Raw genomic sequence first — 25,444 nt, 5'->3', positions numbered from 1 at the left:
GCGGTAGTTAGTAAGGCTAAGCTTTCGGCGTGAACCGTGCTCCTCGTGCGAGGCGGCCGGTGGGCCTCGTCATCGCCGTGCTCAGCCTGTGCGGGACCGTCGTGTCCCTCATGCAGACGCTCGTGGTCCCGCTGCTGCCCGACCTCCCCGAACTGCTGGACACCACGGCGGACAACGCGGCCTGGCTGGTCACGGTCACCCTGCTCACCGGCGCGGTGGCCACCCCGATCCTGTCCAAGGTCGCCGACATGGTCGGCAAGCGCCTCGTCATGGTCATCGCCCTCGGCGTGCTGGTGGCCGGTTCGGTGCTGTGCGCGGTGAGCACCGGGCTGACGTGGATGCTGGTCGGGCGGGCGTTGCAGGGCTTCGCCGCCGCCCTGATCCCGGTCGGCATCAGCATCATGCGCGACGAGGTGCCGAAGGAGCGCGTCGGCGCGGCCGTGGCGCTGATGAGCGCGACCCTCGGCATCGGCGCGGCGGCCGGCCTGCCGCTCGGCGGGGTCATCGCCGAGGTCCTCGACTGGCATTCGCTGTTCTGGGTGTCGGCGGGCATGGGCGCGCTGATGCTCGCGGCCGTGCTGGTGGTCGTGCCGGAGTCGACGGTGCGCAGCCCCGGCCGGTTCGACGTGGTGGGCGCGGTGCTGCTGTCGGTGTCGCTGGCGGCGCTGCTGCTGGCGGTCTCCAAGGGCTCGACGTGGGGGTGGACGAGCCGGAACACGCTGCTGTGCGCCGCGGTGGCCGCGATCGGGTTCGCGATCACCACGCCGTGGGAGCTGCGCACCGGCAACCCGCTGGTCGACCTGCGCACGTCCGCGCGCCGGCCCGTGCTGCTGACCAACGTCGCCTCGCTGCTCGCGGGCTTCGCCATGTACGCGAACCTGCTGGTCGGCACCCAGGAGCTCCAGCTGCCCACGTCGACCGGCGTCGGCCACGGCCTGACCCCCACCGCGGCCGGCCTGGCGATGCTGCCCGGCGGCGCGGTCATGGTGGTCCTCGCCCCGGTGTCGGCGGCGCTGACCCGCCGCTTCGGCGCGCGGATCACGCTCATGGTCGGCTCCCTGGTCATCGCCGTCGGCTACGCCGCCCGCGCCCTGTTCACCGGCGGGCTGTGGCAGCTCGTCACCGCCACCACGGTCATCTCCACCGGCACGGCCATCGCGTTCGCCGCCATGCCGATCCTGGTCATGCGGTTCGTGCCGATCACCGAGACCGCGTCGGCCAACGGGCTGAACACGCTCGTCCGCCAGATCGGCACCTCGACGTCCAGCGCCGTCGTGGCGGCCGTGCTCACCGCGGGCACGACCACCGTCGCCGGCGTCGCCGCGCCCGACGCCGGCGCGTTCGCGCTGACCGCGTGGATCGCCGGGGCCGCCGCGGTGCTCGCCGCCGCACTGGCCCTCGCGCTGCCCGGGCGCAGCGTCACCACGGTCAACGCCCCGGCCCGGGAGGTCGCGCCGGGCAACGACGAGGTCGTCGTCACCGGGGACGTCGTCACCCCCGACGGGCACCCGGTCCGGCTGGCCGTGGTCACCGTCCTCACCCTCCAGGGCGAGCACACCGACTGGTCGCGCGCCGACAGCGCCGGGTCGTGGTCCGCCGCGCTGCCCGGTCCGGGCCGCTACCTGGTGGTCTGCTCCGCCGACGGCTGGTCGTCGTGCTCGCAGGTCCTCGACCTGGGCGACCGGCCGCAGCGCATCGTGCTGCGCGACCGGCGCGAACTGGCCGGGATCGTCAGCGACGGCGGCGTGGCCGTGGCCGACGCCCTGGTCACGCTGACCGGCACGGCGGGCGGCACGGCCGAGCGCACCCGCACCGACGCCGACGGCCGCTACGCGCTGCCCCTGCCGCCGCTGGGCGGCTACGTGCTGACCGTGCTGCCGCCGGGCGGGGCCGCGGCGCACGCCGCTGACGTGGTCGTGACGCCGCAGCGCCGCACGGTGGACCTGGACCTGGCGACGGGCGGCCCGCTCGTCGACGAACGGGCCGCCCGCTCGGTCGGGATCACGCGGTGAGCAACCTCAGTCCGTAGACCGACAGGATCTCGTTGATCGGCTGGAACCACGTCCGGCCGCCGGACGAGCAGTTGCCGTACCCGCCGGACGTGACGCCCTGCGCCTGGTCGCCGGTGATGAACGAGCCGCCCGAGTCGCCGCCCTCGGCGCACACGCTGGTGCCCGCCATCTGGTGCACGTCGCCCTGGGCGTAGTGGATCGTCTCGTTGCGGGACTGGATGACGCCGCAGTGCCAGCGCGTGGTCGAGCCGGAGCGGCAGACCGACGTGCCGACCGGGGCCTCCCACGAGCCGCGCACCAGCGCGTCGCTCACCGTGCCCCAGCCGAGCACGACGGGCACGTTCCACCAGCCGCCGCCGGTGCGCACCCACGCGTGGTCGTTGCCGGGGAACGACGAGCCCGCGAACGTGCCCTGCCACGAGCGGTCCCAGCCGTAGACCTGGGCGCCGGTGCCGCCGCAGTGGCCCGCCGTGACGTAGCCGCCGTGCACCGAGAAGCCGATCGAGCAGCGCACGTTGCCGGTGTAGTACGGGTCGCCGCCCACCGTCCCGGCCGCGAACGGCACGGGTGCGGTGACGCCCTCGGTGTTGACCTCGATCGGGCCGAACTGCTTCGCCCGGTCGAGGAAGTCCGCCACCTCGCGGGTCTGCTCGCCCGCCCGGAGGTTGACCACCACCGCACCGCTGCGCGGGTCCGGGTGCCAGCTCGTGACGGCCGACGGCACGCCGCCCGCCTCCGACAGCGCGTCCACCCGGTCCTTCACCCGGTCCAGCTCGGCGGCCGTGCGGGACACCAGCCGCGGTTCGGCGCCGGTGGCACGCACCCGTTCGGCGGCCTTCCCGTCGGTCACGCCGACGACGAGCACGCCCCGGTCCTGGTCGAACCAGCTGCCGCCGAACGCGCCGCCCGCCGCCGTGCGCGCGGACGGCGCCACGCGGGTCGCCTCGGCCTCCCGGGCGATCCGGACCAGGGCCTGTTGCTCGGTCAGGCCGAACGCGGCCCGCATCGAGGAGACCAGGCCCGGCGACAGCTGGCCCGACGTCACGGGCGCGGCCTGCGCGGCGGGTGCGGCGACCAGGCCGCCCACCACCAGCGCGACGGCCGTCCCGACCTTCGTCAACGTTGTCATGCGCACGCGGTCCTCCTTGTCCACAGGGTGGGCGCGCAGCCGGACAGGGAGGGTGGCCGCGCGCCCTGGGCAAGTCTTTGAGAGCGCTCTCACAACCGATCTGGTTCAGACCATGCCAAGCCCGCGGCCCGGCGTCAATCCCGCGGGGGCGCCGCCACCGGGCGACGCCCCCGCACGTGCTCACCCCCGCTCGGGGACGGGGCTCCACTCGCGCGCCAGTTCGACGGCCAGCTCCACGTTGGCCGCCGCCGCGTCCACGGTGCGCCGGCCGTACCCGCAGGCGGCGGCGACACCGGCGATCGGCCCGCCCAGGGCGTCCGCGGCCAGTTCGAGCGCCTGGCGGGTCGCCCCGGGGTGCGCCTCGGCGACCACGCCGACGATGACGTCCACCCCCCGGCGCAGGTGCCTGAGCGGCGCGAAGAACACCGGGTCGACCGACGGCGGGCCGTCACCGGAGGTGACCGGCAGGTGCACGGTCGGCATCGGCAGCCGCCGCTCGGCCAGCACGTCGGCGAGCCCGTTGAGGAACTCCACCGGCGCCTCCAGGTCCTCCGGCTCGAACACCGGGACGTGCTCCAGGTCGCCATAGCACAGGTGCAGCACCCAGCGGGCGTCCGGCGCGGCGCCGAGCACCCCGGCGACCTGCCGGGTGAGCTCGGCGGTCAGCTCCGGCCAGTGCGACCGCGGCGTGCGGTGGTAGGACACCAGCACGGCAGGGCTCTCCAGCTGGAACTGCACGCGGTCGCCCCAGCGCGCGGCGACCCGGGCGACCTCGCCCACGACGGCCGCCTGCACGACCGGCATCCACTCGCGGGCGGCCTCCGGGCCGAACGCGAACATCGCCAGGTCCAGGGCGTTCGGGATGCCGATCTGCAACCGCAGCGGCCGGTCGGCCTCGACCGCCTCCAGCGCGGCGAACGCGGCGTCGGCCTGCTCCAGCCTGCCGAAGGCCACGTCGTCGGGGTCGAGTCGGCACCCCGGGCGGACCCGGTAGTACGGCATGTCGTGGTAGCCCTTGCTCTCACCGCCGCGCACCTGGTCGAGGGCGGGCACGGCGGCGAGGTCGTGGGTGAGCCAGTCGATGATCCAGCGCGGGTCGCGGTCGCAGGGCAGGGCGGTCAGCGGCACGCCGTCGACGTGCCTCAGGACCCAGCCCAGCGCGGTGGCGGGATCGTCGCACAGCGGGTGCGGCAGCGAGCCGACGAGGTGCACGGGCAGCGGTCGGGCCGTCCAGCGGGCGTGCGCGAGGGGTTGCATGACGGTTCTCTCCAGGCGTGTCGGGCAGCCGCCGGTGGCGGCGAAGTCGGGGCCACCGACCGGTGCGCGGCGCGTCACCGGCGGGCGGCGCGCGGGATCGCCGCGTCCGGCCGCCCCGTGGCCTCCACGGATTCTGACGGCACACGCACCTGCTCGTCCACTTTGGATGATCAAAACGGCGAACCGCCACGCGAACGTGTGAACGGAGTGACCAGTCCGAACAGGACAGTCCACAGCGGACGTGGTCGGCCACCCCCGTCCCCCGCGCGCCGGGCCCGGAGCCGGCGCGCGGGGGACGGCGCGGGTCAGGAGTTGCGCAGGAAGCGGTCCAGGACGCGGACGCCGAACTGGAGCGCGTCGACCGGGACGCGCTCGTCCACACCGTGGAACAGGGCCGAGAAGTCCAGGTCGGCGGGCAGGCGCAGCGGCGCGAAACCGAAGTTGCGGATGCCCAGCTTCTGGAACGACTTGGCGTCCGTGCCGCCGGACAGCATGTAGGGCAGCACCCTGGCGCCGGGGTCCTCGGCGGTGATCGACGCGGTCATCGCGTCCACCAGCGCTCCGTCGAAGGTCGTCTCCACGGCCGGCAGGCCCAGCCACTCCCGCTCGACGTCCGGACCGAGCAGCTCCGCCAGCTCGCGGTCGAACGCCTCCTCCCGGCCGGGCAGGATGCGGCAGTCCACGGTGGCCTCGGCGCTCGACGGGATGACGTTCGTCTTGTACCCGGCCGACAGCATGGTCGGGTTGGCGGTGTCGCGCAGCGTCGCCCCGATCATCCGCGACAGCGCGCCGAGCTTGCCGACCGCGCCCTCGATGTCGTCGTCCGGGAAGTCGAGGCCGGTGATCTCGGACACCCCGTCGAGGAACTCGCGCACCGACGGCCGGATGACGATCGGGAACCGGTGCCGCCCCAGCTTCGTCACGGCCTCGGCGAGCTTCGTCACGGCGTTGTCGCGGTGGAGCATCGAGCCGTGGCCCGCGGTGCCCTTCACCCGCAGCTTGAGCCAGTGGACGCCCTTCTCGGCGGTCTCCACCAGGTAGGCGCGGACGTCGTCCTTCAGCGTGATGGAGAAGCCGCCGACCTCGCTGATGGCCTCGGTCACGCCCTCGAACAGCTCGGGCCGGTTCTCGACGAGCCACTTGGCGCCGAACAGGCCGCCGGCCTCCTCGTCGGCCAGGAAGGCGAACACGATGTCGCGCGGCGGCACGATGCCGTCCCGCTTGAGCCGGCGGGCGACCGCGAGGGTCATGCCCACCATGTCCTTCATGTCGACCGCGCCGCGGCCCCACACGTACCCGTCCTGCACGGCGCCCGAGAACGGGTGCACCGACCACTCGGAGGCGTCGGCGGGCACCACGTCCAGGTGACCGTGCACCAGCAGCGCGCCCCGCGAGCGGTCGGCGCCCTCCAGCCGGGCGAAGACGTTGCCCCGCCCCTTGGCCCCGGACTCCACGTAGGTCGTCTCGTAGCCGACCTCGGCCAGCTTCCCGGCGACCCACTCGGCGGCGGCCCGCTCCCCCACCAGGGTCGAGGCGTCGCCGGTGTTGGTCGTGTCGATCCTGATCAGCTCACTGGTGAGGGACACGACCTCGTCCTGCGCCAGCCGCAACCCCGCCACGTCATCCACATTGCTCACGCGCCCTTCCTACCACCTGGTAGGCCGGTGGGCGGGAATCGCTCGGGCTGTTCACCGATGTGGGCTCCGGGCCGCTCGGCGGCCCGGAGCGGTCGGTCACCCGGCGGCGTTCATCAGGTCCACCGCGCTGTGCTGGCGGGCGGCGTCGCTGCGCTGGAACGGTCCGGCCCACGGCTGGTCGTACGAGTCGCTGCTGGACCGGTCCCGCGCGTGGGCGGTGTCGGCCTGGCGCTTCAGGTAGGCGAGGTAGGGCCGGCCGGGCAGGGCGCGGTCCAGGGCGGCGAGCCCGCGCACGTAGGCGCCCTTGAAGGACGGCACGTCACCGCCGCCGCCGTCGTCGAACAGGATGCCGCCGGGGTTGAGCGCGCCGCTGGTGGTCGAGGCGTCGGCCAGGGCGCGGGCCCGGGCGAGGTACGCCTGGTCGCCGGTGGCGCGGTGCAGCTCGGTCAGCGCGGCCAGCGGCACGCCCTGGTTGTAGCTCCACGGCGTCTGTCCGTTGTTCCGGCACGTGGCCGTGACGAGCCCGTCGTTGACCAGGTTCGAGCCGTTGACCATCCCGCTGCCCTCGAACCACCGCCAGCCGTCCCGGGCGCGCCGCAGGTACGTGGAGTCGCCGGGCAGGCGGTTGTGCAGGGCGGCGTTGACCTGCACGTACAACGAGTTGGCGATGGCGTTCTTGTAGGTCCGGCTCGACGTCCACCAGATGCCGCCGCCACAGGTCGCGTCCCAGTACCGGTGGATGTGGTCGGCGCCCGCGCGGGCGGTGTCGAGGTAGCGGCGCTCGCCGGTCAGGTCGTAGGCGGCGATCCACGCCAGGCCCCACCACGCGACGTCGTCGTTGTACTCGTTGACGAAGTTCCCCTGCCACGCGGTGCGGTTGAGGTCGTAGGTGCGGGCGATGGCGTAGCGGTAGCTGCCCATGCCGCTCACCCGGGCGTTGTCGATGATCGCGGTGAGGGCGTTGGCGGAGTTCCACCAGCCGGTGGTGGCGAACAGCCCCGTGTTCCGGTCGTAGCGCTGCATGAGGGCCGTGGCGGCGGCGGTGCGGCGGTCGCCGGCGTTCCAGGTGGTCCGGTACCAGGAGGTGCAGGCGATGGTCGACGCCCCGGACGGTCGGCCGCAGGCGCGCAGCAGGCCCACGCCCAGGTTGCTCCAGTCGTCCACGTTGTGCATGAGCGTGCGCCAGCCGCCGTTGCCGGCCGGGACGGTCGTCGCGCCGAGCTTGGGCTCCCAGGTCACCCCGGCGTCGAAGGAGCGGTCCAGCCAGACCTCGTCGCCCTGGCCGCCGGCGGCGATCACCGCCCACCCCATCGTCTCGCCACCGTCGAAGTGCAGCTCGACGCGGCGGGTGCCCGCGGGCACGGTCTGGGCGATCCGCCCGCCGGTCGAGAGGGCGGGGTCGCGCGCGTCGCAGTGCAGGTTGCAGACGACAGCCGAGGCGGACGGCCCCGTGACATGGGGCCGGGTTGCGGACCGCTGCGCGCTCAGCGGCAGGGCGGGGTCGCGGGTGTCGCAGTAGGCGTCGCAGACCTCGGCCGGCGGCGGAACCGGTCCGGGGGGCGCGGGGACGGGGACGAGGGACAGGAGGAGGGATGCGAGAACGACGGTGTTCAGCACGGGCACCTCACCGCAGGGAGTGTGAGAGCGTTCTCACACCGACGGTAGGAGCGGTCCCGACGGGCCGTCAACACCGGTCGCCCTGACAAGCAGGACAGAACGCGTGCTCGTGGACGGCCTGCGCCACGTCCGCGCGCGAGCGGACCGCCGCCGGGCAGGGGCGGGCGCCCCCGGGGTGGTGCGCCCGCGTCGCCGCACGGTCCGATCACCCCGTACCTGTCACCCTGGTGGCACCGCAGTCCGCCGCCCTGGAACCGCCCGGACCCGACGCCCCCGTCATCGTGCTCGACCTCAACCGCCCCGTCGACGCCATCGACGCGTGCCCCACCGGCGAGGAAGAAACCTGACATGACGATCGCCACGGAAACCCTGTCCGCCGGCCGACTCCTGCCCGCCGCCGTCCTCGGCATCGCCCTGCTCGTGCTGCTGATCAGCCGGTTCAAGCTGAACCCGTTCCTGGGCCTCACCCTGTCGTCCCTCGTCGTGGCCGCCATCGCGGGCCTGCCCATGGACGCGGCCGTCGCGAGCTTCGCGAAGGGGTTCGGCGACACCGCGGCCGGCGTCGGCACGCTGATCGCGCTGGGCGCGATGATCGGCAAGCTGCTCGCCGACTCGGGCGGCGCCGACGCCCTGGTCGACACCATCATCGGCCGCTCCAGCACCCGCTCGCTGCCGTGGGCGATGGCCGTGGTGGGCGCGCTCATCGGTTTGCCGATGTTCTTCGAGATCGGCCTCGTGCTGATCATGCCGGTGATCCTGCTGGTGTCCCGGCGGTCCGGCACCTCGTTGATCCGCCTGGGCATCCCCGCGCTGGCCGGCCTGTCCGCGATGCACGGCCTCGTGCCGCCGCACCCCGGCCCGCTGGTCGCGGTGAACGCCCTGGACGCCGACCTGGGCATCACGCTCGGCTTCGGCGTCCTGATCGCCGTCCCGACCATCGCCATCGCCGGCCCGCTGTTCGCCCGCTACGCCGCGCGCTGGGTGGACGTGCCCGCGCCCGACCTGTTCGAGGGCTCGGACCGCGACCCCGCGAAGCCCCGGCCGTCGTTCGGCGTCACCCTGGCCACCGTGCTGCTGCCCGTGGTGCTGATGATGGGCAAGGCGCTGGCGGACATCGTGGCGGACGAGGGCAACCCGGTCCGGGCCGTGCTGGGCTTCCTCGGCACGCCGGTCATCGCGCTGCTGATCGCGGTGATCGTCTCCATGGTCACGCTGGGCGGCGGTGCGCGCATGTCGGGCCGCGAGGTCGCCCGGACCGTCGAGGCGGGCCTGCCCCCGATCGCCGGCATCCTGCTGATCGTGTCCGCCGGCGGCGGGTTCAAGCAGACCCTCATCGACACCGGCATCGGCGAGCTGATCGCCGACTGGGTCGCGGGCAGCGGCCTGTCGGTCCTGCTGCTGGCGTGGCTCGTGGCCGTCCTGATCCGCCTGGCGACCGGCTCGGCGACCGTCGCGACGGTGACCGCGTCCGGCATCCTCGCGCCGCTCGTGACGACGTTGAGCACCGGCGAGACGTCCCTGCTGGTGCTCGCCATCGGCGCCGGGTCGCTGTTCTTCTCCCACGTCAACGACGCGGGCTTCTGGCTGGTGAAGGGCTACTTCGGCCTGACCGTCGGGCAGAACCTGAAGACGTGGTCGATCATGGAGACGCTGATCTCGGTGGTGGGCCTGGTGCTCGTGCTGCTGCTCGACCTGGTGGTCTAGCCGCAATGCCGGTGATTTAAGCGGTTTCCACAGCTCAGGACGATTCCGACCCCAGTCGCGCGCTGTCCATTGGCGTCGTGATCGCGTCCCTCCGGCGTTGCCTTCAGTACCGGGTTCATCGCGCAAGTGAGGTTGCTCATGTGACCGACCTCGCCGGTACCGGGATGCAGCCACTCACAGGTAACTGAACCGGCTGGACGGTACAATAACTGGGTGGCTCATGATGACGCCCACGTGGCGGTGAAGGTGACAATCCCGTATCCACGCAGGTGGGCGGCGTTGACGGTGCTGGTCGGCTCGATGCTGCTGCTGGCCATCGACGGCACGGTGCTGTATCTGGCGGTGCCGTCGTTGACCGCGGACCTGGCGCCGGGTTCGACGCAGATCCTGTGGATCGGGGACATCTACGCGCTGGCGCTGGCCGGGCTGCTGGTCACGACGGGGACGTTGGCCGACCGGGTCGGGCGCAAGCGGGTGCTGCTGGCGGGCACGGCCGCGTTCGGCGTGGCGTCCGCGTTGGCGGCGTTCGCACCGAGTGCGGAGATGTTGATCGTGGCCCGGTTGCTGCTGGGGGTGGCGGGCGCGACGATCATGCCCTCCACGCTGTCGATCATCCGGAACATGTTCCCCGATCAGGCGGAGCGAACTCGGGCGATCGCGATCTGGTCGGCGGCGTCGGCGGGCGGGATGGCGCTGGGACCGCTGGTCGGTGGGGCGCTGCTGGAGAACTTCTGGTGGGGTTCGGTGTTCCTGATCAACGTGCCCGTGGTGCTGGTGTTCCTGGTGGCGGGCGCGTTCCTGCTGCCGGAGTCGCGCAACCCGCGGCCGGGCCGGTTCGATCTGCTGTCCGCGGCGTTGTCGATGCTCGCGATCGTTCCGCTGGTCTACGCGGTCAAGCACGCCATCGGCACAGGCGTGGATCTTCGGACGACGCTGGCTGTGCTGGTCGGTGTGGTCGCGGGTGTGCTGTTCGTGCGCCGTCAGCGCCGGCTGAAGACGCCGTTGATCGATGTGGAGTTGTTCGCCAACAAGGCGTTCAGCGGTGCGGTGCTGGCCAACGTCGTCGCGATCTTCGCGTTGATGGGTGTGCTGTTCTTCTTCTCCCAGTACCTGCAACTCGTGCGTGGCCTGGGTCCGCTGGCCGCCGGGCTGGTCGAGCTGCCCACCACGATCGCGTCCATCCTGGCCGTCGCCGTGGTCGGTGTGCTCGTCACGCGCCTGGGCGTCGGGCGTGCCGTGGCCGCGGGACTGCTGGTCGCCGCGCTGGGCCTGATGTTCATCGCCGTCGCCGAAGGGGCCGATCACTACCTCTGGCTGGCCTTGGCCCTGCTTCCGCTCGGCCTGGGCGTCGGGGTGGCGATGACCCTGACCACCGACGCGGTGATCTCTGCGGTGCCGCCCCAGCGCGCGGGCGCCGCGTCCGCCATCGCCGAGACCGCCTACGAACTCGGCGCAGCCCTCGGCATCGCCCTGCTCGGCTCCGGCGTCACCCTCGTCTACCGGGCGTCGCTGGACCTGCCCGCCGACGTGCCCGGCCCCGTCCGTGCCACCGTCGAGGACTCGCTGGCCTCCGCGGTCAACAGCGTCGGCACCGACTCCGGCCTGGCCGAGGCGGCCCGCGCGGCGTTCACGACCGCCATGCAGACCACCTCCCTGGTGGCTGCCGCGATCACCGTGGTTGCCGCCCTGATTGCCTGGCGCGCCATTCCCTCCGGTAGGAAGGTCGAGACCGCCCAGAGGACCGAGACCGCCCAGACCGTCGAGACCGAGGAGTGATTCCATGCCGCGTGTAGCCGGGCGCACCCGCGAGGACACCCGCCGCGCGCTGCTGGACGCCGCGGGCGCGTGCATTCGCGCCCGCGGCACCTCCGCCACCCTGGACCACATCGCCAAGCAGGCAGGCGTGTCCAAAGGCGGCCTCCTGCACCACTTCGCCACCAAGGACGACCTGGTCCGCGCGCTCGCCCAGGACCTGTTCGACCGGTTCCGCGCCGACGTCCTCGCCGCCGTGGATCCCGACGACACCGCACCAGGTCGCCTCACCCGCGCCTACATCCGTGTCAGCGCCGCCTTCTCCCACGACCAGCGCACCTTCCACGACCTGGTCCCCCTCATCGGCCACCTCGCCGCCACCCCCGAGATCACCGACCTCGCCGCCGCCGACACCCGCCGCTGGCACGACGACCTCGCCGACGACGGCCTCCCACCGCACATCACCGATCTCGTCATCGCCGCCGCCGACGGCATCAGCACCATCCCCTTCTGGAACAACCACTCCAACCCCGAGGCCCTGCGCAACCTCGAAGCCCTGCTGCTCGCCCTCACCACCAACGTCGCCGCGTGGGACCACCTCGCCCCACCGCCGAGCGAACAGCCTTGACACCGGCAAGACAGCGCTTCCTGCCAGCCCCGCAGGACCGCGCCGCTCGCGCAGGACGTCCATGGCCGAATCGCGGCAAGGGCTCGGGTACGCGGGGTACGCGGGGTACGCGTGCCTGCCGGAAGCGTCCGAGCGCCGGGCCGCTACGCCTTGGGCAGGGCTTCCCGGCTGGGGGATGTCCAGCGCCTCGACCAGGTCGCGGTACAGCGGGTCGGTGGCGAGCAGCTCCTGGTGGGTGCCCGCCGCACGGACCCGGCCTGCCTCGATGAGGTAGATCCGGTCGGCGTCGACCACGGTCGAGAGCCGGTCAGTCCGGATCGCACCGCAGTACCGCACCGTCTCCGCCAACAAGCAGCGCAAACCCCTCTAAGTCACCGGTATTGGGTCTAGCCGCGACACCCGCCCGGCGCCGTTCTCCGCACAAGTGCAGTCGGGGCCTGGGCCGTTCGAGTCACGTGCCGCCGATCCCCGCCGACCCGGGACGAGCACCGCATATCGTCCACTCGTGGTGACGGGGCGAACACGGCCGCTGGAGTCGTGGCGTGCGCGCGTCCGGAGCCCGGGGGGCGAGGTGCTCGGCGCGGGGGTCCTGCTGGGCGATCGGCACGTGCTCACCTGCGCCCACGTCCTGGCGGGCGCGGACGGGCGACCGGAGGTCGACCTCGTCGGCCGGCGCGGGTGGCTGGTGCGCCGGGCGCGGCCCGTGCCGGGGTGCGTCGTGCCGCCGCTGGCCGACCAGCGCGGCGACGTCGCCCTCCTCGAACTCGACGAACCGGCACCGCCCGGTTCGGGCACCGCGCTGCGCCGGGCCGCCGTGAGCTGGAACCGGCCGGTGCGCGCCTTCGGGTTCCCCGGCGCGCTCGCGGACGGCGTGTGGACGCAGCTCACCCTGGCCGGCGAGGCCGGACCGGGCCGGGAGTGGATCCAGCTCAACCTCGAACCGGGCTGGCCACCGGTGCGCACGGGGTTCAGCGGCGCGGGGGTGGCCGCCGTCGACACCGGCGACGTGCTGGGCGTGGTGGTGAGCACCCTGGGGCCGACCACCGGCGTGTCGTGGATGCTGCCGGTGGAGACGATCCTCGCCCACGTGCGGCGCATCGAGGAGTGGACGGTCGGCGACGTCGGGGTGGACTCGCGCTTCGGCGAGTCCACGGCCGAGCACGTGGACGTGCCGACCACCCGGCGGGTCGTCGCGTGGCTGGCCGACACCCGGCGCGCCATCCCGCTGCTCCTCGCCGGCGCGGAGGTCACCGCGCTGAACCGGGTGGTCCTGCTGGCCAGCCGCGAACTGGGACCGTCCGCGGCGGGGGCGACCACCGCCCCGCACGACACCGTGCCGCCGCTGGGCAGCGTGGACCTGGCCGTGGACGCGTCCGGGCGCACGGCCGACGAGGTGACCAGGCGGGTGGTCGAACGCGCCGCCGTGCGCGCCGACGCCGGCTCGCGGGTGCCGCCGATGACCGTGGTCATCGGCGCCGTGGACGACGCGGCCGAACCCGAGGCGGTGATCAAGGAGGTCGCCGAGCCGCTGGTGCGCGACGGCACGCGCGTGGTCCTGGCCTTCACCCGCGACGACTCGCCCGCGCTGGACGCGGCCCGGCGGTGGCGGTCCGGGCTGCACCGGGAACGGCTGGGCGCGCTCGCCGAGCGCATCGCCGCGCTGGACGCCGCCGAGCGGGACAACGCCGCGCTGTGCGCCCGGGTCGCGCCGCCCGGCCCCGCGGTCACCCGCCGGGCGTCCCGACTGCGGTTCGCGCTGTCCGCGCTGCGCCGCGGGCCGGTGGACGAGGTCGCGCTGATGCAGTTGGAGCGGCGGGCGGAGCGGGCCGCCCGGGTGGCGGGCGAGACCAGGGCGCGGCTCGACACCGGCCTGACCGCGCTGCGCGAACTGGGCGGCGGCAACGGGCGGGGCGGGTGGCTGTCGGCGCACAAGGCCCGCGCGGTGCGCTCCGGGTTCGCCGAGGACCTGGCGCTGAGCCGGTTGTACCAGGAGGCCTTCGCGCTGCTCACCACCCCGCCGGTCGACCCGGTGGCCGCGGCCGGGGTGGTCGGGGCCTACGGGCGCGCGGTGCAGGACAAGCTCGACGGGCGTGCCCCGGCCGGCGAACCCGCGGGACGGGCCGAGGAGGGGGACCGGTGACGGCGTGCCGCCGCGCGGGGTGCGCGGGCGAGGTGGAGGACAGCGGGTTCTGCGACACCTGCGGCCGCAAGGCCCTGCCGTCGTCCCCGCGGACGCGGCCGAGCGGACCGGGGAGCTACCTGTCGCTGCCGGTCTTCCCGCGCACCGAGCCGTCGAGCCGGTTGCAGCGCGACCCGGACGTCCCCACCAGCGGCCGCACCTGCGGCAAGAACGGCTGCACGGCCGAGATCGGCGTCGGCTACGCCGGCCAGCCCGCACAGGCCGAGGGGTACTGCCCGATGTGCGGCGAGCCCTACTCGTTCCGGCCCAGCCTGCACGAGGGCGACCTGGTCGGCGACCAGTACCTGGTGCTCGGTCCGCTGGCGCACGGCGGCCTCGGCTGGGTGTACCTGGCGCAGGACACCCGCCTGGACGACAACCTGGTGGTCCTCAAGGGCGTGATCAACGAGGGCGACAGCGCGCTGGCCGAGGCGGAGCGCCGGGCGTTGACCGCGATGGACCACCCGAACGTCGTGCGCATCTTCAACTTCGTCACCCACCCGGACCGGTCCACCGGGCGACCGCGCGAGTACATCGTGATGGAGTTCGTCGACGGCCGGGTGCTCGACGAGGTCAAGCGGGGCGCCCACGCCGGTGAGCAGCCCCTGGGCGAGCAGCTGCGGGTCGAGCACGTGATCACGATGGGGCGGCAGGTCCTGGAGGCGCTCGACCACCTGCACCGGCGCGGGCTCGTGTACTGCGACATGAAACCGAACAACGTGATCCTGTCGCCCGGCAGCACCGCCGACGGCAGCGAGAGCCGGATCAAGGTGATCGACCTGGGCGCGGTGCGCCGCACCGGCGACAAGGGCCCCGGGATCATCGGCACGTGGCCGTACCAGGTCACCCGCGAGGAGATCGCGCGGCGCGGCGTGACGGTGCAGTCGGACCTGCACGCGCTGGGCGTCACGCTGCGGCAGCTCCACCAGGCCACCGTCGACCACGTGGAGCTGCTCGGCGCGCCCGGGTCCCCGATCGCGGCGGGGGTCGAGTCGTTCCAGCGGGTGCTGGCCCGCGCCACGCGCGCCGACGCCGAGCGCCGGTTCGCCTCCGCCCGCGAGATGTCCGAGCAGCTGGGCGGCGTGCTGCTGGAGGTCGCCTCGCTGCGCGACGGCAAGGACCGCGCGGTCCTCTCGCCCCTGTTCGCGCCGACGGCCGCGCTGCTGGACGCCGACCTGGGGGCGGTGCCGCCGCTGGCGCGCTGGACCGGCGCGGTGACCGACCCGGACCTGCCCGACCCGGACCTGCCCACGCCGAAGGACGTCGCGGTCGGGCTGCCGCCGGTGCGCCCGGTGTCCGCCGATCCCGCCATGGAACTGGTCGCCGACACCCCGGACCCGGCCCGGGTGCTGGACCTGCTGCGCGACCACGACGCGCCGTCGCCCGACGTCCTGCTGCTGCGCTGCCGCGCGCACCTGGAGCTGGACCGCCACGGGGAGGCCGCGCGCTGCCTGGCCGCCCTCCGGTCGCCGGGCGACGAGGACGACTGGCGGGTGGTGTGGCACTGCGGGCTGCTGCACCTGGTCCGCGGGCACGTCCGGGCGGCGCGCCGGCACTTCGAGGCGGTGCGCGCCGACCTGCCCGGCGAGGTCGCGCCGAAGCTGGCGGTGGCGCTGTGCGCGGAGCGGGAGGGCGACGCGGCCGAGGCGCGCCGCTGGTACACGGCGGTGTGGCGGCGGGACCGGTCGCAGGCGCCGGCGGCGTTCGGCCTGGCGCGGCTGCTGCTGCGCGACGGCGACCGGGCGGGCGCGGTGGCCGTGCTCGACGGGATGCCCACCGTGTCGCGGCACCACGACGCCGCGCGGATCGCGGCGGTCAACGTCCTGTGCGGGCCGGGCGCCTCGGCGCGCGACCTGGAGCAGGCGGTCGAGCGGCTGGGGCGGCTGCGCCTGGACCGCGACGCGGGCGACCGGCTGACCGCCGTGGTCCTCGACGCGGCGCTGCGCTGGCGGCGCTCCACCGCCGACCCCGGGATCGACGGCGGCGCGGTGTTCGGCCGGTCCCCGTCGGAGCGGGCGCTGCGGGCGGCGCTGGCCGACGGCTACCGCCGCCTGGCCCGGCAGGCGCGGTCGGCCGACGAGCACGGCGTGCTCGTGGACCTCGCCAACGGCACCCGCCCTCGGACGAGGCTGTGACGGGAGGCACCTGGATGGGAGGCACGTGGAAAGGAGGCCCATGGACACCCCGGCCGGTTTCGGCGTCGTCGTGAACCAGAACGAGTACATGTCCCGCGGCGACACCGACATGCACGCGATCGTCACCGTCACCGCCTCCGGCCTGCGGCCGGCGGGCCTGCCCAGGCCCGCCGCGGAGGTGATCATGATCGACTGCTCGGGCTCGATGGACGCACCGCCCACCAAGATCGCCGCCGCCCGGCAGGCGACCTGCGCGGCGCTGGGCGTGCTGCGCGACGGCACGCTGTTCGCCGTGGTCAAGGGCACGCACCGCGCCGAGGTGGTCTACCCAGCGGACGGGCGGTTGGCGGTCGCCGACGAACGCACCCGCAGCGAGGCCGTGGCGGCGGTCAACCGGCTGATCAGCGACGGCGGCACCGCGATGAGCACCTGGCTGGCCCTGGCGGCGCGCCTGTTCGCACCGCACCCGGACCTGATCAGGCACGCGATCCTGCTCACCGACGGCTACAACGGCGAGCCGCGCCAGGTGCTCGACGCGGCGCTCCGGCACTGCGCGGACGCGTTCGTGTGCGACGTGCGCGGCATCGGCGCCGACTGGTCGCCGCAGGAGGTGCGGCGGATCGGGGAGGTGCTGCACGGCGACGTGGACGCCGTGCGCAGGCCCGCCGACCTGCCCGCCGACTTCACCGGGTTGGTGGAGTCGGCGATGGGCAAGGCCGTCGCCGACCTCCAGCTGCGGGTCAAGCCCATGCCCTTCGCGCGGCTGCGCCAGGTCAAGCAGGTGCTGCCCGCCGAGGTCGACCTGACCGACCGGGGCACGCGGCTCGACGACGGCACGGTGCGGTTCCCCACCGGCAACTGGGGCGACGAGGCGCGCGCGTTCGGCGTGTGGCTGGAGGTGGACACCGACGCGCTGTCCGTGGGCGAGCCGGCGCAGGCGGCCCGGGTGAGCCTCGCCGTGGACGACGCCGAGGTGCCCGCCGGTTCGGCGGCGATCCGGGCGACCCTCACCGAGGACTTCCGCCTGTCGATCCGGCTGGACCCGGTCGTCCGCCACTACGACGGCGAGACGGAGCTGGGCGAGCACATCGAGGCGGGGTGCGGCGCGTACGACGCGGACGACCTGCCGCGGGCGGCCGAGCGGTGGGGACGGGCCGTGGCGCTCGCGACGCGGTTGGGCAACGAGGACTCGCTGCGGCGGTTGCTGCGGCTGGTCGAGGTCGTCGGCGACCCGGCCGACGGGCGGGTGGTGGTGCGGCCGGGCCTCACCGCGGAGGACATCCGCTGGGCCGGGATGAGCTCCACCAGGTCCAGCATCGCGCCGGGCGTCGCGGACGGGGTGCGACGGGTCGAGGCGGAGGCCGCGGGACCCGACCGGCAGTGCCCGCGGTGCTCGTACGTGTCGCCGCCGACCGCGCGGTTCTGCGGCCGGTGCCGCCACGAGCTGGCGGGCGGGGCGGGGCCGTGACCCGGCGCAGCACCACCCGCCGGACCCTGCGCGGCCTGCTGGCGGGCACGGTGGTCGCCGCGCTGGTGGCGACCGGGGCCACGTGGGCGGTGTGCGCGGCGGTGCAGGCCACCGCCGACTCGGTGCGCACCCGCAACGCCCCCGCGGTGCTGGAGGCGGCCACCGCCAGGGCCGCGCTCGCCGAGGCGGACCGGCTGGCGGTGGAGAGCTTCACCAACCCCGAGCACGTGCTGACGGGGCCGGGCGACCGGTACCGCGGCCGGATCGCGCTGGCCGGCCAGTACCTCGCCCAGATCGCCGAGGACAACACCGCGGGCGAGGTCGTCAGCAGGCAGTTGCAGCTGGTGGAAGGACTGCTGGTCTCCTACAACGCCGCCGTCGGCCAGGCGGACGCGCAGCTGCGGCAGCCCGGTGGCGCGGCGCTGGGCACCGCCGACCTCTGGCACGCCTCGCAGCTGCTGCACGCGCCGGACCACGGCATCCTCGCCCAGCTCGACCGGCTGCTGGAGGCGCAGCGGGACGCGCTGGACGACCGGCTGGCCGAGTCCGGCACGACGCCGTGGCGGACCGCGTCGTGGCTGGTGCCCTCCCTCGTCCTGCTGGGGCTGCTGGTCGCCACCCAGGTGTTCCTGGTCCGGCGGTTCCGGCGCCTGGTCAACCCGCTGCTCGCGCTGGCCACCGCCGTCGCGCTCGGCGTCGTGGTCGTGCCCCTGGTCGCCCAGGAGACCCGGGCGCAGGTGGCGGAGTCGGCGCGGGCGCTGGACCTGCTCGTCGACCGGTGGCGGGCGCACACGACCGAGACCGGGGCGACCGCCCGGCGGGAGCTGCTGGTGCTGCTGGACCGGCACTGCGGCGGCGAGCGGGACGGGTGCGGCGACACCGTGGCCCGGGTCCGGCGGGACCTGGGCCCGGCCGCCGCCGGCGCTCCGCCGACCGACGAGCGCGAGCTGACCCGCGAGGCGGAGCGGATCAACGCCGACCTGGAGGACGCCGCCGACGAGCGCGGCCTGATCCCCCTCGTGCCGATCGGCGGGTCGGCGGTCGTCCTGCTGGTGCTGCTCGGCCTCCTGGGCCGGCTGGAGGAGTACAGGTACCGGGTCCGATGAGAATCCTGATGGCGATCCTGCTGCTGAGCGCGTCCCTGGCCGGGTGCGCGGTGTCCACCGCGCCCGCGCGGGTGATCGTCCTGGGCCCGTGGACCGGGCCGCAGGAGGAGAGGTTCGAGCAGGTGCTGGCGCTGTTCGAGGACACCCGCCGCATCGACGTCGAGTACATCGGCACCACCGCGCCGGACCAGGTGCTGCGGGCGGACGTGCAGAAGGGCACGCCGCCGCACGTGGCGGTGCTGCCCAGCCCCGGCGACCTCGCCGCCTACGTCGGGGACGGCTACGTGACGCCGCTGGGCGGCGTCGTCGCGGCCCGCTCGGACGAGTACCCGCGGCGGTGGGCGGACCTGGAGGAGCTGGCGTCGGGCGAGCGGTACGCGGTGGTGGTGAAGGCCGACCTCAAGAGCATGGTGTGGCACCCCGCCGACGTCCCGGTCACCCCGCCGACCACGAAGGCCGAGCTGCTCGCCCTCACGGCCGCCGAGGTGGCCGCCGGGCGGACCCCGTGGTGCCTGCGGGTGGCCGCGCAGACCAACGCCGGGTGGCCCGGCACCGACTGGGTCGAGGACGTCGTGCTGCACGAGGCGGGTCCCGACGTCTACCGCCGGTGGGCGGCGGCGGAGCAGCCGTGGAACGAGGGCCCCGTGCGGCAGGCGTGGCGGACGTGGGGCGAGCTGATCGGCGGCGGGGCGGTGCGCGGTGGCCTGCGCGCGACGCTGCTGACGAACTACGACGACCCGTCGCAGCCGATGTTCGACACCCCGCGCGGGTGCCTCCTCGACCACCAGGCGTCCTACGTGACCGGGGTGTACCCGGCGGGGGAAGCGGACTTCTTCCCGTTCCCGTCGCTGGGCGCGCCGGAACCGGCGGCGGAGGTCTCGGCGGACCTCGCGGCCCTGTTCCGCGACACCCCCGAGGCCCGTGCGCTGATGGACTTCCTGGCCTCGACGGAGGGGCAGCGCGCCTGGCCGGCGGCCGGCGGGGCCTACTCGGTGAACCGGTTGGTCGGCCCGGAGGTGTACGGCAGCGACGTGGAGCGGCGCGTCGCCGCCGAACTGGTCTCGGAGGGCCGGTTGTGCTTCGACGCCTCCGACCTGATGCCCGCGCCGCTGCGCACCGCGTTCCACCGGGCCGTGCTGCGCTACCTCGACGACCCGGACGACCTCCAGGCGGTGCTGGACACCCTGGAGGGCGTCCGGCGGCAGGTGTCCGCGGAGAAGGCGGGCCTGCTCGACCTGCCCTGCTAGCGGTCACCGGCACGGTGGTCGCCGGGGCCGGCTCAGCCCTGGAACGAGTCCTGCACCAGCTGCACGAGGGGTGCGATCAGGTCCGCGAAGAACTCCCGCACCGGTGGCACGAAGATGATCACCGCCACCAGCAGTGCCACGTACGGCGCCACGCCGCTCCCGCGCTTCTTCGCCATGCCCACCCCCGGTGCGTCGCCCTCCCCCAGCATCGCACGCCGCTCAGGTGAGCAGGACCGCCGGCCCTCGCCCGAGCACCCCGTCGTCGAGCGGCACGCACCGCACCCCGCCGCGCCGCCGGAGCGCGGCGAACGCGCCGGGCGCGATCACCGCGTCCATCCACGCGCACGGGTTCGCCGGGCGGCCGACCTCGAACCGCACGGGGCCGTCACCGGAGTCGAGGGCGAACACGTCGTGCCGGGCGAGGGCGTCCACGTCGAACCCGCGCAGCACGACGTTGCGCCGGACCAGCAGCGGGTCCGGCGCGGCGGCCAGGCCGAGGGCCTCCGCGACGTGGTCGAGCGACTCGGCGGCGAAGAACGTGACGGCGGCCCGGCGGTGCGCTGGCCGGTTGAAGTAGCGGTCGCCGACCAGGCCGAGGCCCGCCCGGACCACGACGCGATCACGGGAGACGGGCTCCGGATCGGGTCGCGGGCCGTCGGCGGGCCTGCCCTCGTAGGCGTGCACGGGCGACACGTGCAGCGCCACCACCTCGACGGTCGTGCTCAACGCTCGCCGAGCTGCCACTCCGGCCGCACGTAGTGGCACGTGTAGCCGTTCGGGTAGCGCTCCAGGTAGTCCTGGTGCTCCGGCTCGGCTTCCCAGAAGTCACCGGCCTGGGTCACCTCCGTCACGACCCGGCCGGGCCACTTGCCGGAGGCGTCCACGTCGGCGATGGTCGCCTCCGCGATCCGCTTCTGCTCGTCGCCGTCGTAGAAGATCGCCGAGCGGTAGCTCGCGCCGATGTCGTTGCCCTGGCGGTCACGCGTCGTCGGGTCGTGGATCTGGAAGAAGAACTCCAGGATCTGCCGGTAGCCCAGCCGCGCGGGGTCGAAGACGATCTCGACGGCCTCCGCGTGGGTGCCGTGGTTGCGGTAGGTGGCGTTGGGCACGTCACCACCCGTGTAGCCCACCCTGGTGGAGATGACGCCGGGGTGCCGGCGGAACAGGTCTTGCATGCCCCAGAAACACCCGCCCGCGAGGACGGCCTTCTCGGTAGCAGTGGCCATGTGGTCGCTCCGCTCCTCACTGTCGTCCGGTACCCGTCGTCGTTCGGTACCCATCGAGGTGAACGCTCGCGCGTCCCCGGGTCATCCCCGGCGCGGGTGTGATCCACAACCGGGCGGCGGTGACGCGTGCGCGGGCCGGCGGCGAGGTCCACCGGATCACGCCCGTGGCCCCGGGGAGAGCGGGGGCGCCGCGGTCCCGCCACCGGGCGGCCGGCTCAGGACGCGGCGAGCGCGTGGTCCAGCGTCGGGTGCACGACGAGCAGCTCGTCGAGGCCGGTGAGGCGCACCGAGCGCATCGACGGAGTCGTGTCGCCCGCCACCACCCGCAGCGCCGTGTCCGGCAGCGCCTGGTCGTGGGCGGCGATCAGGGCGGCCAACCCCGCCGAGGCGAGCAGGTCCACCCCGCGCAGGTCGACGACGACCACGCCCGGCCGGTCGCGCAGCGCCGCGTCGAGCGCCTCGCGCAGCCGCGGCGCGGTGGACTGGTCCAGCTCACCGGCCACGGTGACGAGGACGGCGTCGGCGAGGCGCTCCACGTCGAGCCTGAACGGCGGTGGGGCGGGGTCCTGCGTCGAGGCGTGCACGTCGTGGTCGCCTTTCGTCCGGGGTCGCGGTCCGCGGCCCGCCCAGCCGGTGGCCCACGAGCCGCGAGGTCCATGGTCACCCCGCGGGGCGGGTCCCGCCATTCAGCGGCACGAATGCCACTGCTGGTCACCGAGCGTGTTCGCACGGTAGGCCGGATGGGTCATGCCGATGCTCCGCAGGACGCAGTGGTGGTGCACCGGGCAGGATTGGACCGTGCATGATCGCGACCCGGGCGGCTACGACGCGTTCCTCTCCCCCGGCCACGCGGCCGGCGATCGGATCGCCCCGGCGCTCCAGCGCGCGCTCCGGCGCATAGCCAGGCCCTGGTACCGGCCGCGGGCGCTGCGCGTGTTCCTCGACCGCGCCGACCTCGCCGCGGACCCCGACCCGTGGTCGACGGCCACCGCGGTGCCGGCCCGGTCGCGCCACTTCGTGCTGCTGGCCTCACCGGAAGCGGCGGCCTCGCCGCGGGTGGGCCGCCAGGTCGGGTTCTGGCGGGCCCGGCGCGAGCGCGAGCGGTTCCTGATCGCGCTGACCGGCGGCGACCTCGTGTGGGGCGACGGCGACTTCGACTGGGAGCGCACGACGGCCCTGCCGGCACAGCTGAAGGGCTGGTTCACCGCCGAACCGCCGTGGGTGGACCTGCGCTGGGCGTCGGGGAGCGAGGACCCCGGCGCGGACCCGCGCTTCCGCGTCGCCGCGGGCGCCCTGGCGGCCGCGGTGCACGGCGTGCCGGAGGACGCGCTCGACCGCGAGGACGTGCGGCAGCGCCGGCTGACCGCCCGCCTGCGCCGGGGCGCGGTCGTCGGCCTGGCCCTGCTCTCGGTGGTGGCCGTGGTCCTGGGCGTCACCACCCACCGGCGGCACGAGGCGGCCGTGACCAGGGCCGCGGCGCTCGACCTGGCGGCCCGCGCGGCGACCGTCGGCAGCGCGGACCCGGCCCTGTCCCGGCTGCTCGCCGTGGCCGCGTGGCGGCTCGACCCGACCGGGCGGAGCCGCGCCGCGATGATCGACGCGCTCGTGCGGCCCGACCGGTGGACCGCCGGGGTCCCGCACGTGCGGGCGCTGTCCGCCGACGGCGGGACCTTCGCCGGGGTGCGGGACGGGGCCGTGCGGTTGGCTGCCACCCGCACGGGCGAGCCGGTCGGCGACCCGGTCGCCGACGCCGAGGACGTCGAGGCCCTCGCCCTGAGCGCGGACGGCCGGGTGCTCGCGATCGCCGCCGGCGACGTGGTGCGCCTGTGGGACGCGACCCGGCGGGAACCGGTCGGCGGGCCGATCGCGAGCGACCCCCGCGACGCGGACTCGCTCCTGCTCAGCCCCGACGGCGCCGTGCTCGCCGTGCGCGGAGCGGCCTCGGTCGCGCTGTGGGACGTCGCGACCGGCGCGCGGCTCGGCGAGGTGGCCGGCCCGTCCGGGGCCCCCGCGTCGTTCGCGCTGGCCCCCGACGGCGGCACGCTCGCGGTCGGCGACGACGACGGGTCGATCCGGCTGTGGGACGTGCGCGCGGGCGTCCCGGTGGGCGAACCGCTCACCGGGCACGCCGGCGGGGCGCGCGCGCTCGCGTTCGGCCCGGCCGGCACGCTCGCCACCGGCGGCCGGGACGGCGCGGTGCGGGTGTGGCGGACGGCCGACCGCACGCCGGTCGGGACGCCACTGGACGCCGGCGCGCCCGTGCACGAGGTGGCGTTCAGCCCGGACGGCCGCACCCTCGCCGCGGGCACGGGCGACGGCGCGGTGCGGCTGTGGGACGCGGTCGCGCGGCAGCCGCTCGGCGACCCGCTCACCGGTCACCCGGCGCGGGTCGAGTCGCTGTCGTTCACCGCGGACGGCCGGGAGCTCGTCAGCACCGACGGGCAGGGCTCGGCCCGCGGCTGGTCCGTGGCCGACCGGGTCGACGAGGGCGCGGAGTTCCCCGGCGACCCGGGGCCCATCGGTGTGGTCGAGTACCTCCCGGACGGCCGGACGGTCGCGGTGGGCACCCGGGGAGGTCCGATCCACCTGTGGGACACCGCCACCCGCGCTCCGGTCGACCCGCCGCTGACCGGCAACATCGGCCGGGTCTACTCGATCTCGCCCAGCCCGGACGGCCGGACGCTGCTCGTCGTGGACGAGGGCGGCGCGGTGCGGCTGTGGGACGTGGCCGGGCACCGGCAGACCGGCCAGCTGACGGAGGCGGGCACCGGCTACCCGGCCCACGCGGTGTTCAGCCCGGACGGCCGCACCATCGCCGTCGGCGAGGACCGGGCGGTGCGGCTGTGGGACGCGGAGACCCTCGACCAGCTCGGCGAGCCGCTCGACGCGGGCGGCACGTCCGTGCGCACGGTCGCCTACAGCCCCGACGGCCGCACGCTCGCCGCCGCCGGCCACGGCGGCCCGGTCCGGTTGTGGGACGCCGCCACCCGCGAACCGCGCGGCGACCTGCGCGCCGACGCCGACGACGCGCTCACCGCGATCGCGTTCGGCCCGGACGGCCGCACGCTGGCCGCCGGCGGCGTGGACGGCTCGATCTCGTTGTGGGACACCGCCGACCGCACCCGCCTGGGCGAACCGTTCGGGCGCGGTGAGGGAGAGGTCGTCTACGAGGTGGCCTTCAGCCCGGACGGCCGCACCCTCGCGACGGCGGGCACCGGCGTGCGCCTGTGGGACGTGCCGACCCGTCGGCCGCTGGGCGTGCTGCGCGCCTACGCCATCGCCGTGGCGTTCAGCCCGGACGGCCGCTCGCTGGCGACCGGCGAGTCCAGGCTGCGCGTGTTCGACGTGCCGCGGACCGACGACCCGGCCGCCGAGCTGTGTCGCCTGGCGGGCCGCTCGCTGACCGGGGCCGAGTGGGCGACCCACGTGCCGGACGTGCCGTTCCGCGAGGTGTGCCCGTGAACGGGCGGTGAGCCGGCCGGCGGCGAGGTCGTGCCGCGCCCGTCGCTCACGGGCCGGTGACCGGCACGGCCGACAGCGCGGGCACGCGGACCGCGTCGAACCGCGGCACCGGCCAGACCCGCCGCCACACCACGCCGGTGATGTCGGCCTCGGGCACGAACCCGTAGGTGCGGGAGTCGGTCGACACGGTCAGGTTGTCGCCGAGCACGAAGTACCGGCCGGGCGGCACCTCGACCGCGCCGTCCGTCCCGCCCCTGCCGTCGGGGGCGCAGCACACGCCGGGGTCGCCGGGCCCGCGGTCGACGGCGAGCCACTCGCCGCCACCGGGTCGCACGAGGATGTCGGAGTCGGTGATCCGCACCTGGTCGCCGGGCACGCCGATGACGCGCCGGACCACGGTGGCGGTGCCGCCCGGTGGACGGAGCGTGACGACGTCGAGGCGTTCCGGGGTGTCGTCGAGGGCCAGCACCCGGTCACCCGAACGCAGGCCCGGGTTCATGCTGTCGCCCGACACCGGCGAGGACAGCGCGAACACCACCAGAGCGGCCACCAGCAGCAGCGACACGCCTCCGCCGAGCACCGCGGAGACCACCCGCCCGCGCATCCGGCCTCTCCCTCCGCCGTAGGCCGAACGGCCTTGCCCGCGCGCCGCCGCCGGGCGGCGGAGCTGACGCACGGTAACTCAGGGCGGGTCGGGCGGACAGGCACGAAGAGGTATCGGTACCGAGCGGCACGGCGGTGGCGCTCTGCGTGACGTGCGGTCCGGGCGCGCACGACGCCGGGGCGGATCGGACGACGAGGTGGTGCGTGACGCCGGCACCGGCCTGACCGCCGCCGGTGTCACGACACCCGGACAAGCCCGGTGGTGGCGGGAGGTGGGTGCGG

19 protein-coding genes are annotated in these 25,444 nt (G+C 74.9%); 10 read left to right on the top strand and 9 right to left on the bottom strand.

The features are described from left to right. Window positions 1-29: 29 nt before the first annotated feature. On the top strand, window positions 30-2,012 hold the full coding sequence (locus CKY47_RS22000) for an MFS transporter (protein WP_306747828.1): 1,983 nt from the start codon (window positions 30-32) through the stop codon (window positions 2,010-2,012). Here CKY47_RS22000 and CKY47_RS21995 read toward each other — a convergent pair. The 4 genes from CKY47_RS21995 to CKY47_RS21980 all read right to left on the bottom strand — a co-directional run bounded on the left by CKY47_RS21995 (window position 2,002) and on the right by CKY47_RS21980 (window position 7,652). Further along, the gene (locus CKY47_RS21995) at window positions 2,002-3,141 is read right to left on the bottom strand and encodes a S1 family peptidase (RefSeq protein WP_306747827.1); all 1,140 of its coding nucleotides are present in this window, start codon (window positions 3,139-3,141) and stop codon (window positions 2,002-2,004) included. The two genes, CKY47_RS22000 and CKY47_RS21995, sit on opposite strands and share 11 nt — an antisense overlap. Window positions 3,142-3,321: 180 nt before the next feature. Continuing rightward, window positions 3,322-4,398, bottom strand: a complete 1,077-nt coding sequence (locus CKY47_RS21990; protein ID WP_306747826.1) for a hypothetical protein — start codon at window positions 4,396-4,398, stop codon at window positions 3,322-3,324. Window positions 4,399-4,703: 305 nt separating this feature from the next. Next, window positions 4,704-6,026: a M20/M25/M40 family metallo-hydrolase gene (locus CKY47_RS21985; RefSeq protein ID WP_306747896.1), complete on the bottom strand. Its 1,323-nt coding sequence runs from the start codon at window positions 6,024-6,026 to the stop codon at window positions 4,704-4,706. 105 nt (window positions 6,027-6,131) lie between these two features. After that, a complete protein-coding gene (locus CKY47_RS21980) occupies window positions 6,132-7,652 on the bottom strand; it encodes a glycoside hydrolase family 76 protein (RefSeq protein WP_306747825.1) in 1,521 nt (506 codons plus the stop codon). 348 nt (window positions 7,653-8,000) lie between these two features. Between CKY47_RS21980 and CKY47_RS21975 the strand changes: the two genes are divergently transcribed. From CKY47_RS21975 to CKY47_RS21940, 8 genes are all read left to right on the top strand, one after another. Next, window positions 8,001-9,356, top strand: a complete 1,356-nt coding sequence (locus CKY47_RS21975) for a GntP family permease (RefSeq protein ID WP_306747824.1) — start codon at window positions 8,001-8,003, stop codon at window positions 9,354-9,356. 300 nt (window positions 9,357-9,656) lie between these two features. Next, on the top strand, window positions 9,657-11,132 hold the full coding sequence (locus tag CKY47_RS21970) for an MFS transporter (protein ID WP_371320721.1): 1,476 nt from the start codon (window positions 9,657-9,659) through the stop codon (window positions 11,130-11,132). Window positions 11,133-11,136: 4 nt separating this feature from the next. After that, window positions 11,137-11,736, top strand: a complete 600-nt coding sequence (locus CKY47_RS21965) for a TetR/AcrR family transcriptional regulator (RefSeq protein WP_306747822.1) — start codon at window positions 11,137-11,139, stop codon at window positions 11,734-11,736. 508 nt (window positions 11,737-12,244) lie between these two features. Continuing rightward, window positions 12,245-13,876, top strand: a complete 1,632-nt coding sequence (locus CKY47_RS21960) for a S1 family peptidase (RefSeq protein WP_306747821.1) — start codon at window positions 12,245-12,247, stop codon at window positions 13,874-13,876. After that, entirely contained in the window at window positions 13,873-16,050 is a 2,178-nt protein-coding gene (locus tag CKY47_RS21955; protein ID WP_306747820.1) for a serine/threonine-protein kinase, read from the top strand. The genes CKY47_RS21960 and CKY47_RS21955 overlap by 4 nt, the downstream gene beginning before the upstream one ends. A 40-nt stretch (window positions 16,051-16,090) precedes the next feature. Further along, a complete protein-coding gene (locus CKY47_RS21950) occupies window positions 16,091-17,518 on the top strand; it encodes a vWA domain-containing protein (protein ID WP_306747818.1) in 1,428 nt (475 codons plus the stop codon). Beyond that, complete coding sequence (locus CKY47_RS21945) at window positions 17,515-18,624, top strand: GlnX family signal transduction membrane protein (protein ID WP_306747817.1); 1,110 nt, start codon at window positions 17,515-17,517, stop codon at window positions 18,622-18,624. The genes CKY47_RS21950 and CKY47_RS21945 overlap by 4 nt, the downstream gene beginning before the upstream one ends. Continuing rightward, window positions 18,621-19,871: an ABC transporter substrate-binding protein gene (locus CKY47_RS21940; RefSeq protein WP_306747815.1), complete on the top strand. Its 1,251-nt coding sequence runs from the start codon at window positions 18,621-18,623 to the stop codon at window positions 19,869-19,871. Before CKY47_RS21945 ends, CKY47_RS21940 begins: the two co-directional genes overlap by 4 nt. 32 nt (window positions 19,872-19,903) lie before the next feature. Here the strand turns inward: CKY47_RS21940 and CKY47_RS21935 are convergent, their stop codons facing one another. The 4 genes from CKY47_RS21935 to CKY47_RS21920 all read right to left on the bottom strand — a co-directional run bounded on the left by CKY47_RS21935 (window position 19,904) and on the right by CKY47_RS21920 (window position 21,681). Further along, window positions 19,904-20,080, bottom strand: a complete 177-nt coding sequence (locus CKY47_RS21935; protein WP_306747814.1) for a hypothetical protein — start codon at window positions 20,078-20,080, stop codon at window positions 19,904-19,906. Between the two features lie 10 nt (window positions 20,081-20,090). After that, a complete protein-coding gene (locus CKY47_RS21930; protein ID WP_306747813.1) occupies window positions 20,091-20,597 on the bottom strand; it encodes an MOSC domain-containing protein in 507 nt (168 codons plus the stop codon). Then, a complete protein-coding gene (msrA, locus tag CKY47_RS21925) occupies window positions 20,594-21,097 on the bottom strand; it encodes a peptide-methionine (S)-S-oxide reductase MsrA (RefSeq protein ID WP_306747812.1) in 504 nt (167 codons plus the stop codon). Before msrA ends, CKY47_RS21930 begins: the two co-directional genes overlap by 4 nt. Before the next feature lie 215 nt (window positions 21,098-21,312). Next, complete coding sequence (locus CKY47_RS21920) at window positions 21,313-21,681, bottom strand: STAS domain-containing protein (RefSeq protein WP_306747811.1); 369 nt, start codon at window positions 21,679-21,681, stop codon at window positions 21,313-21,315. Between the two features lie 214 nt (window positions 21,682-21,895). On the opposite strand from CKY47_RS21920, the gene CKY47_RS21915 reads away from it, so the two are divergent. Then, window positions 21,896-24,559, top strand: a complete 2,664-nt coding sequence (locus CKY47_RS21915) for a WD40 repeat domain-containing protein (RefSeq protein WP_306747810.1) — start codon at window positions 21,896-21,898, stop codon at window positions 24,557-24,559. 46 nt (window positions 24,560-24,605) lie between these two features. On the opposite strand, the gene lepB is transcribed toward CKY47_RS21915, so the two are convergent. After that, window positions 24,606-25,163 carry a signal peptidase I gene (gene lepB / locus CKY47_RS21910; RefSeq protein WP_306747809.1) on the bottom strand — a complete coding sequence of 186 codons (558 nt, stop codon included), beginning with the start codon at window positions 25,161-25,163 and terminating at the stop codon, window positions 24,606-24,608. Between the last annotated feature and the right edge of the window lie 281 nt (window positions 25,164-25,444).

This window comes from Saccharothrix longispora (assembly GCF_030852425.1).
GTDB classification, from domain to species: Bacteria; Actinomycetota; Actinomycetes; order Mycobacteriales; family Pseudonocardiaceae; genus Actinosynnema; species Actinosynnema longispora.
The sequence above is the reverse complement of the archived record's forward strand: the minus strand, read 5'-3'. Positions and strand labels throughout refer to the sequence as shown.